This window comes from Geodermatophilus chilensis, assembly GCF_002802985.1.
GTDB lineage: Bacteria > Actinomycetota > Actinomycetes > Mycobacteriales > Geodermatophilaceae > Geodermatophilus > Geodermatophilus chilensis.
Genome location: NZ_NVPT01000178.1, coordinates 1 through 9,709, shown reverse-complemented (window position 1 = coordinate 9,709; position 9,709 = coordinate 1). Strand labels below are relative to the sequence as shown.

At 72.8% G+C, this 9,709-nt stretch carries 8 protein-coding genes and 1 pseudogene; 8 read left to right on the top strand and 1 reads right to left on the bottom strand.

Translation table 11 applies throughout. The features are described from left to right. The 8 genes and pseudogenes from CNO22_RS22630 to CNO22_RS22600 form a co-directional block, all read left to right on the top strand. Nucleotides 1-235: HNH endonuclease (locus CNO22_RS22630; protein WP_198588534.1), on the top strand; the 235-nt coding region annotated here is incomplete at its 5' end. 173 nt (nucleotides 236-408) lie between these two features. Further along, nucleotides 409-1,653: an MFS transporter gene (locus tag CNO22_RS22625; RefSeq protein WP_198588533.1), complete on the top strand. Its 1,245-nt coding sequence runs from the start codon at nucleotides 409-411 to the stop codon at nucleotides 1,651-1,653. Between the two features lie 21 nt (nucleotides 1,654-1,674). Then, nucleotides 1,675-2,910: pseudogene (locus CNO22_RS22620) on the top strand (acyl-CoA dehydrogenase family protein); the annotation flags it as partial. Between the two features lie 508 nt (nucleotides 2,911-3,418). Then, nucleotides 3,419-5,518 (top strand): putative bifunctional diguanylate cyclase/phosphodiesterase, encoded by a 2,100-nt coding sequence (locus tag CNO22_RS22615; RefSeq protein ID WP_100501517.1) that lies wholly within the window; start codon nucleotides 3,419-3,421, stop codon nucleotides 5,516-5,518. Nucleotides 5,519-5,643: 125 nt separating this feature from the next. After that, entirely contained in the window at nucleotides 5,644-6,333 is a 690-nt protein-coding gene (locus CNO22_RS22610) for an NYN domain-containing protein (protein ID WP_232807265.1), read from the top strand. Between the two features lie 5 nt (nucleotides 6,334-6,338). After that, nucleotides 6,339-7,841 (top strand): phospholipase D-like domain-containing protein, encoded by a 1,503-nt coding sequence (locus CNO22_RS22605; RefSeq protein ID WP_100501515.1) that lies wholly within the window; start codon nucleotides 6,339-6,341, stop codon nucleotides 7,839-7,841. A 102-nt stretch (nucleotides 7,842-7,943) separates the two neighbouring features. Then, entirely contained in the window at nucleotides 7,944-8,183 is a 240-nt protein-coding gene (locus CNO22_RS27930) for a hypothetical protein (protein WP_157937078.1), read from the top strand. A 160-nt stretch (nucleotides 8,184-8,343) separates the two neighbouring features. Next, a complete protein-coding gene (locus CNO22_RS22600; RefSeq protein WP_100501514.1) occupies nucleotides 8,344-8,580 on the top strand; it encodes a hypothetical protein in 237 nt (78 codons plus the stop codon). Nucleotides 8,581-8,670: 90 nt separating this feature from the next. Here CNO22_RS22600 and CNO22_RS22595 read toward each other — a convergent pair. Continuing rightward, on the bottom strand, nucleotides 8,671-9,709 hold a 1,039-nt coding region (locus CNO22_RS22595; protein ID WP_232807264.1), incomplete at its 5' end, for a hypothetical protein.

Here is a 9,709-nt window from a genome sequence, read left to right as displayed (position 1 = left end):
CTGCGCCGCCCCCACGTGGTGGTGCGACGTGCACCATCTGCTGGCCTGGATCGACGGCGGCGCCACCGACCTGGACAACGCCGCGCTGCTGTGCGAACGGCACCACACCAAGGTGCACCACGGCTTCCGGGTCGAGCGACAACCCGACGGGCGATGGCGCACCTGGCGCCCTGATGGCACCGAGATCCTCACCGGGCCGGGCCGCACCGGCCCGCCACTGGCCACCGCCGCCTGACCCGGCCGACGACTCACCCGGCAGCCGCGCGTTCCACGTGGAACGCGCGGCTGCCGTGCGTGCGGCACGGTCGTGCGCGAAGCGCGCAGGGTCCCTGCCGGGCAGGCGCCGGGGCAGGCCGAGAGCCGTCAAGCGGCGGACGGCGTCGGTGGCGCAACCTGGAGTTCCTACCCGTGTGGGGGCTGGCGGAGACGGCGCTGCCCACCCGGATGGGGACGACGTTCCGCTGGCTGGTCGGGTCGTCGTGGGTCGGCAACCTCGGCGACGGCATCGCGCTGGCCGCCGGGCCGCTCCTCGACGCCGGCCAGACCCAGGCCCCGTTCCTCGTCGCCCTCGGCGCCCTGCTGCAGCGGCTGCCGTGGCTGCTGTTCGGGCTGCACGCGGGTGTCCTCGCCGACCGGGTCGACCGCCGGCGGCTGGTCATCGCCGTCGACCTGGCCCGCGGCGGCGTCCTCGTCGTCCTCGCTGCCGCCCTGTTCACCGGGGACGTCGGCATCGCCGTCGTCCTCACCGCGCTGTTCGTCCTCGGCGTCGCCGAGGTCTTCGTCGACACCACGGCCGGCGCGCTGCTGCCGATGGTGGTCGCGCGCGCTGACCTCGGCATCGGCAACGCCCGGCTCATGGCCGGCGCGCTCACCATGAACGAGATGGCCGGGCCGGCCCTGGGTGCCGCGCTCTTCGTCGCCGGCACCGCGTGGCCCTTCGTCACCCAGACGGTGCTGCTGGCGCTGGGCGCCCTGCTGCTGACTCGCATGCGGCTGCCGGAGCGGCGACGTCGGGCCCAGCGCGCCCACGTCCGCCAGGACATCGTCGAGGGCCTGCGCTGGACCTGGGCAAACCCGGCCGTCCACACGCTGACCCTTGCCATCGTCAGCTTCAACGTCACCTACGGCGCGGCCTGGTCGGTCCTGGTGCTCTACGCCGACCAGCGGCTCGACCTCGGCCCGGTCGGCTTCGGGCTGTTCAGCACGGCCACCGCCGTCGGCGGCATCGTGGGGACGGCGTCCTACGACTGGCTGGAGCGGCACGTCAGCCTGGCCACCCTCATGCGCGTCGGCCTGGTGATCGAGACCCTCACCCACCTGGCCCTGGCGCTCACCACCACCGCCTGGGTGGGCATGGTCGTCATGGTGGTCTTCGGCGCGCACGCCTTCGTGTGGAGCACGACGTCGCGGGACGGTGCGGATGCGCGCCGTCCCGCTCGGCCTGCAGGGCCGCGTCGGCAGCCTCTACGCGATCGGCCTGCACGGCGGCATCCTGGTCGGCCAGTTGGCCGGCGGCCTGGTCGCCCGGGCCCGGGGCGTCACCGGGCCGTTCTGGTTCGGCTTCGTCGGATCCGCGGTCATCCTCGCCCTCATCTGGCGGCAGCTCGCCCACATTGCCCACGCGGGCGAGGAGAGCTGGCCGAGCGGGTGTGATCAAGGTCGTACCGTTCGGCCATGGGCGTCACGCACGAGGTCACCAACCAGGTCCCGCCGCTGATCGGCCACGATCCGATCGCCGGCGACACCGTCCTGGCCGAGGCCTGCGTCCGGCACGCCGACCTCGCCACCCTCGACTCCCTCAAGGCGCTCGGCGCGCTGGCCGGCAGCGAGCAGGCACAGGACTGGGGCCGGCTGGCGAACGAGAACCCAACGCGCCTGCGCACGCACGACCGGTACGGCCACCGGGCCGACGAGGTCGAGTTCCACCCCGCCTGGCACGACCTCATGCGCACCGCCGTCGAGCACGGCCTCGCCGGCGCACCGTGGACCTCATCCGAGCCGCACGCCCACGTCCGCCGCGCCGTCGGCTACCTCGGCTGGACGCAGGTCGAGATGGGCCACGGCTGCCCGGTCACCATGACCTACGCCGCCGTCCCCGCGCTGCGCGCCGCCCCCGAGCTCGCCGCCCGCTACGAGCCGGGGCTGACCGCGACCGCCTACGAGTTCGGCCTCACCGAGCCGACCGGCAAGCGCGGCCTGGTCGCCGGCATGGGCATGACCGAGAAGCAGGGCGGCTCCGACGTCCGGGCCAACACCACCCGCGCCGTCCTGAACGCCGACGGGACGTACGCGCTGACCGGCCACAAGTGGTTCACCAGCGCCCCGATGAGCGACCTGTTCCTCGTCCTCGCCCAGCTCCCCGAGGGCGTCTCCTGCTTCCTCGTCCCGCGTGTGCTGCCCGACGGCACCCGCAACGTGTTCCGGCTGCAGCGACTCAAGGACAAGCTCGGCGACCGCGCCAACGCCTTCAGCGAGGTCGAGTTCGAGGGGACGACGGCCTGGCTGGTCGGCGAGCTCGGCCGCGGCGTCCCGACGATCATCGAGATGGTCAACACCACCCGGCTCGACTGCGTGCTCGGGTCGGCCGCCACCACGAGAGCCGCGCTCACCCAGGCCCTCCACCACGCCGCGCACCGGCGGGCCTTCGGCACGCTGCTCGTCGACCAGCCGCTCATGCAGAACGTGCTGGCCGACCTGGCCGTGGAGAGCGAGGCCGCCACCGTGCTCGCCGTCCGACTGGCCGCCGCCGTCGACGCGGGCGAGTCCGACCTCCTCCGCCTGGCCGGGGCCGCCGCCAAGTTCTGGGTCTGCAAGCGCACGCCGACCGTCGTCGCCAAGGCGCTCGAGGTGCTCGGCGGCAACGGCTACGTCGAGGAGTCCGGCATGCCCCGGCTGTATCGGCAGGCGCCCCTGAACAGCATCTGGGAGGGGTCGGGCAACGTCATCGCCCTCGACGTCCTCCGGGCGATGGGCCGCTCCTCGGACGCCCTCGCCGCCGTCCGCGCCGAGATCGACCTGGCCCGCGGTGCGGACGCCCGGCTCGACGCGGCGGTCGGCCGGCTGACCGCCGAGCTCGCCGACCCGAGCAGCTCCCGGTACGCGCCCGCCGCATCGCCGGCCTGCTGGCCCTGTGCCCGCAGGCCTCGCTGCTGCTGCGGCACGCCCCCGCGGAGGTCGCCGACACCTTCTGCGCGACCCGACTGGCCGGCGACTGGGGCGCCGTCCTCGGCACCCTCCCCGGAGGGACGCCGGTCCGCGCGATCCTCGAGCGGGCGCGGATCCCCTCTGCCTGAATTGCATCCGTGTGGTTACCCTCGGTCGTGCGTCACGCGCACGACGCCGTCGTGGGGGTGCGACGGAGGGGTTCGACCCCGGGACGACGAGCTGACGTGTTCCGCAGGGAGAGAGAGCGGGCAGGGTGCACCGACACGTTCCGACTGGGCACGTCGCTCCAGCCGACCCCTTCTCCTCCGTCACCGACGGCGTCTACCGGATCGACCGCCGGTGGCGGTTCACCTACGTGAACGCCGCCGCCGAGCGGCTCCTCGGCCGCCGGGCCGACGAGCTGATCGGCCGCCCGGCGTTCGAGTGCTTCCCCGAGGCGCTGGGCACGGTCATCGAGGACGAGTACCGGGCGGTGCTCGCCGACGGGCGGGTCCGCGAGTTCGAGCACTTCTACCAGCCGCACGGCCGGTGGTACGAGATCCGGGCCTTCGGTGACGCCGGCGGCCTCACCGCCTTCCTGCGCGACGTGGACGAACGCCATCGCACCGAGGACCGGACGGCGGCCGAGTTGCAGAAGCTGAGCGCGGTCCTGGAGGCGCTGCCCCCCGCGACGGTGCTGCTGGACGGCGACGGCCGGATCGCGTCGGTGAACCGCCCGTGGACCAGGCAGGGGGAGATCGTCCGCCAGGCGGGGCTCCGTCCCGGCTTGGTCGGCGACGACTACCTGGCCGTGCTCTCCCAGCACCTGTCCCCCGAGGACCGGCGGGTCGTCAGCGCGGGCATCGGCGAGCTCCTGGCCGGCGGGCCGGGCGTCGCCGACCGGCCCTTCATCCACGACTACTCCCGCGAGCTGGGCTCCGGCAGCGTCTGGTTCCGGATGCAGGCCGCCCGCGTCGAGGCCTCGGGCCAGGTCGTCGTCACGCACACCGACATCACCGAGCGGGTGCGCGACCAGCAGGCGCTCGCCTGGCAGGCCAGCCACGACGACCTCACCGGCCTGCCCAACCGCGCCCGGCTGCTGGAGCTCATCGGCGAGGCGCTGGAGGACGGCGCCGGCCGGGCCGCGCTGCTGTTCCTCGACCTCGACGGGTTCAAGACCGTCAACGACTCCCTCGGCCACGACGTCGGCGACGAGCTGCTGCGCCAGGTCGGCGGCCGGCTCGCCGAGCAGGTCCGCCCGGTGGACGCCGTGGGGCGGCTGGGCGCCGACCAGTTCCTCGTCCTCGCCCGCGACTGCGACACCGCCGAGGCCGCGGCCCTGGCCTTCCGGCTGCAGAACTCCTTCTCCCGCCCCTTCCACGCCCAGGGCATCTCGGTGCCGCTGTCGGCCAGCATCGGCGTCGCCACCGCCCAGCCCGGTGCCGAACGGGCCCACCAGCTGCTCAGCGACGCGGACACCGCCGCCTTCGCCGCGAAGGGCGCCGGCCGCGACCGCGTGAACGTCTTCTCGCCGGGGCTGCGCGAGGCGGCGCGGTGGCGGCTGGAGGTGGCCAGCCGGCTGCGCGACGGCGCCGTCGACGAGTTCGTCGTCCACTACCAGCCGCTCGTCCGCGTGGACACCGGAGCGATCGAGGGCGTGGAGGCGCTGCTGCGCTGGCAGCACCCCGAGCGCGGGCTGCTCACCCCCGACGCGTTCCTCTCCGTGGCCGAGGAGACCGGCCAGCTCATCCCGATCACCCGGTGGCTGCTCGGCGAGACCACCCGCCAGGCCGCCGAGTGGGCCGAGCAGGGGCTGCCGCTGCGCATGTCGGTCAACATCAGCGCCCGGCACTTCTCCGCCGAGACGCTGGTCCGCGACGTGCGGGTGGCCCTGCACGACTCCGGGCTGGCCCCGGACAACCTGGTGCTCGAGCTGACCGAGACCAGCGTCGCCGAGGACCCCTCCCGCGCCGAGGACCAGCTCTCGGTGCTGCAGAACTTCGGTGTGCGGGTGGCGATCGACGACTTCGGGACCGGCTGGTCCTCCCTCGCCCAGCTGCTCGCGCTGCCCATAGGCACGCTCAAGATCGACCGCTCGCTGCTGACCGCCGCCGCGCGGCTGGCGTCCGACGGCACCGGACCGGTGCTGGCCGCGATCGTCTCGCTGGCCCGCACCCTCGGGATCCGCTCGGTCGCCGAGGGCGTGGAGACCGCCGAGCACCTGCAGATGGTCCGCGACGCCGGCTGCGACCTCGCCCAGGGCTACCTCCTCGCCCGGCCCATGCCGGCCTCCGACATCCCGCGCTGGGCGTCGCAGGTGCTGGCGGCGGGTGGTGACTCGTGCGCCTTCGCGCTGCAGAGCCGGGGCCGCTGAGCCGTCTCCCGCGGGCCCGCAGGCTGCGCCGCCGCACGCCGCGACGGGCCACCTCACCGGCCGGTCCGCCACGCGCGACAGGTGCGCCGTCCCCCGTCGCAACCCCGGCCGGGCACACTGCCCCCGTGACCGACCTGGACGAGGCCGCGGAGACGGCACCCGACACCGATGCGTTCGACGGGCGGGCACGCCCGGCGCTGGACCTGCTCATCTGGGACGCGCCGAACATCGACATGACCCTCTCGACGGTGATCGGCGCCCGCCCCACCGCCGCCTCGCGGCCCCGCTTCGACGCGATCGCCGCCTGGTTCGTCGAGGGTGCCGGCGACCCGGGTGCACCCGACGCCCCCGAGGTCGAGGCCTGCGTCTTCGCCAACATCCCGCCGGTGGTGGGCAGCCTGCAGCGCTGGGTCGAGGCGCTGCGCAGCTTCGGCTTCGCCGTCTTCGCCCGGCCCAAGCAGCAGCCCGACGACGACATCGACCAGGCGATGCTCGACCACATCGAGGTCCGGCAGCACAGCCACCGGCTGCGCCGGCTGGTCGTCTTCTCCGGCGACGGCCGCAACTTCGCCGAGCCGCTGGAGGAGCTGGCCCGCGCCGGCACCCAGGTCACCGTGGTCGCGTTCAGCGAGGTCGCCGGCTACGCCATCGGCTCGGACCTGCTCGAGTTCATCGACATCGAGGACGTGCCGGGCGCCTTCGCCGTCCCGCTGGACCGGGTGCGCCTGGACGCGCTGCCGCCGGACGGCGCGTGGCTGCGGCCCACCCGCAGCCTGCGGGACTTCGTCAGCTCCTACGTGCGCCGCAACGGCTGACCGGGGTGGCCGACGGGGGTGCCGGGCCGGTCGCCACCGAGGACCTGCTGGTCCCGGGGGAGACCTGCTGGCGGATCGAGCGGGCCGAGCGGCACGCGGTGTTCGTCGACGCGGCCGACTACTTCGCCGCGTTGCGGGGTGCGGTGCTGCGCGCGCAGCGGCGGGTGCTGTTCATCGGCTGGGACTTCGACCCCCGGATCCGGATGGACCCGCGGGGTACCGGGCGGCGCCGGGAGGACGGACGGCGGCCGGACAAGCTGGGCCGGGTGCTGGAGGAGGCCATCCGCGTCAACCCCGAGCTGGAGATCGGCGTCCTGGTCTGGGACTACGGCGTCATCGGCGCACTGGGCCGCGGGCTGGTGCCGGTCGTGCTGCTCGACCGCCGCACGCCCGACCGGCTGCGGATGACCGTGGACACCCACCACCCGGTCGGCGGCGCGCACCACCAGAAGATCGTGGTCATCGACGACTGCCTGGCCTTCGCCGGCGGCATCGACGTCACCACCGACCGCTGGGACACCCCCGAGCACCTCGACCGGCACCTGCTGCGCCGCCGTCCCTCCTCGCACCGGCTCACCGGGCCGTGGCACGACGTGACCAGCCTGGTCTCCGGCCCGGCCGCGCGCGCGATCGGCGACCTGGCGCGGGAGCGGTGGGAGAGCGGCACCGGCCGGTCGCTGGAGCCGGTCGAGGACGTCGAGGCCTGCTGGCCGCCGGAGGCCGAGCCGCTGCTCACCGACGTCGACGTCGCCATCTCGCGCACCCGTCCCGAGCAGGGCGGGACGAGCCTGGTGCACGAGATCGAGCTGCTGTGGCTGGCCGTCATCGCCGGGGCCCGGCGCAGCGTCTACATCGAGAGCCAGTACTTCGCCAACCGCCGCATCGCCGAGGCCATCGCCGAGCGGCTGAAGGAGCCCGACGGCCCGGAGTTCATCGTCGTCAACCCCGAGAGCGCCGACGGGTGGCTGCAGGAGAAGGCGATGGGCACCGCCCGTGCCAAGGTGCTCGCGCTGGTGCGGGCGGCCGACGTCCACGGCCGCTTCCAGCTGTACGTGCCGGTCACCGAGGGACGGCGCCCGATCTACGTGCACGCCAAGGTCACGGTGGTCGACGACCGGTTCCTCCGGATCGGCTCGTCCAACCTCAACAACCGCTCCATGGGCCTGGACTCCGAGTGCGACGTCTCCATCGAGGTCCGCCCGGGCGACCCGCGCGCGGCCGAGAAGAGCGCCGCGATCACCGGTCTGCGCGACCGGCTGCTGGGCGAGCACCTCGGCGTGCCGCCGGCCGCCGTCGCCGACGCGGTGGAGGCCTGCGGCGGGTCGCTGCTGCAGGCGGTGGAGAGCCTGCGCCGTCCGCTCGGCCGCTCGCTGGTGCCCTTCACCCCGCCGGACCTGGGCCCGGTCGAGCAGGCGCTGGCCGACACCGAGCTGCTCGACGCCGAGCGGACACCGAACCGGTGGCAGCGGGTGCGCCACAGCTTCGCCCGCGGCTGGACGGCTCGGTGACCCGCCGGCGCTGACCGCGGGTGTCCCGAGGGCCGTCCCCTCCGCCCGTGTCCGCCGAGACACATGGACTCGTGGCCATCGGGAGCTGATCACCACGAGTTCGTGTCACTCGACGAGTCGCTCGGACCCGGGGCAGCCGGTGTCCCGGGGGGCGCGCCGGGGAAGGACCTGACCGCCGGACGACGAGGAGGGGTCATGGCGGTCTGCGAGGTCTGTGGCAACGACTACGAGATGAGCTTCGAGGTGGTGGCGCAGGGCGCGCGGCACACGTTCGACAGCTTCGAGTGCGCGATCCACAAGATGGCGCCGGTCTGCGAGCATAACGCCCGACAACCAAGGTGAGACTACTTCGCCTCTGACCTGGCCTTTTCCTCTTTCAGGCGCCGAAGCGCGGCCCAGCCGCTCAGCTCACGCAGCATTGGGGAGGTGCAGGCGGGCCGCCACCGGGGAAGGAACGGGCAGGAAGTGAAACAGCCCGGCACGTCGCCCCCGAGGAGGAGCCATGGCGGTCTGCGAGGTCTGCGGCAACGACTACGAGATGAGCTTCGAGGTGGTGGCCGCCGGAGCGCGGCACACCTTCGACAGCTTCGAGTGCGCCATCCATCGGATGGCGCCTGTCTGCGAGCATTGTGGCTGCCGAGTGATCGGCCACGGCGTCGTCGTGGAGGGCCACTTCTACTGCTGCGCGCACTGCGCCCGGCACGTCCACGGGGACACCCCGGTGCGCGACTCCGCTTGAAGCCTCCTAGCCGCACCTGCCGGTGACCTGCTCGCTGGCAGATTGGGGACGAGTCACCACCGCAGACGTGCTAAGGCATGCCTGAAGCTCCTACTGCTCAAGCTCGTGGCTCACGTCCTCCAGCTCGGGCGGCGCTGGCATGAGGTTCGTCTCGTCCAGCTTCCCCATGAAGCGAACGAACGATTTCATCATTGGGTCGGTGAAGGTGGTCAGGTTGTGGATGCGGTTGCCGCTGATCACGCGCTCCACGTCTTGGAGGATGTGGCCGTACTCCTGATCCTTGAGGGCGCGGAGCGGGCCGCTCAGTGAGGTGGACGGAACCTCCTCTCCGAGGGTCTGTGAGACCGCGGTCCGGATGCTGTCCATCGTGGCGTAGTCGCCGTTCAGTGAGGCGATGGCATGAAGGATTTGCCGCCTGTACCGCTTCGGGCCCGTGGTCTCGATCGCCCGGAGGTAGTGTCCGGCCAGCCGACGGCCGTGGTCGTTGAGGTAGTTGCGAACTGCAGTGCGACAGTCATCCTCCGAGATTGAGCCCCGGCCATCGTTGGTGGCGGACTCCGCCGCGTCGAGGCACAGCGACTGCACGATGGTTGGCGCACCGGCGGCCGAGGCCACGAGGCGCTCCGCCAGGTCGTTCTCGATGCTTAGGCCGAGGCGACTGAACCCGACGTCGATGATGAAGCGCGCCTCGTCGTGGGACATGAGGTCGACGGACATCTCCTTGACGTATCGGTCAATGCCGGGGTCGGGCTCGACCAGTCGCTCGGCGTCCATGCTCGTGCCGATCAGGACGAGCCTGAACTTGCTCGGCGGCCCCGTACGAGTGGCCTTGATCCAATCGACCAGTTCCTTGCGGAAGGATGGCGAGGCCTTGTGCATCTCGTCCATCACCACGATGAGTCCGGCGTCTTGGATCAGGGAGATGAGCCCTGTGTCGGTGGGGGACGTGACGACCAGTTGACGCTTGGTCGCCCGGGAGTACTGCCCGCCTACCTTTGCCCTCACGACCTTGGCGTCGAACCCGACCTCACCGGAGCCGCCCCATGTGCCCGTCCGCTCCACCTCGACGGAGTACTCCATGTGCTCCAACATCACCCGAAAGACGTCGGGAAGAGTGAGGCCGGAGACG

Coding starts and splice junctions, on each gene's coding strand:
- CNO22_RS22600 (WP_100501514.1), top strand. CDS start 8,344: ATGGCGGTCTGCGAGGTCTGCGGCAACGACTACGAGATGAGCTTCGAG.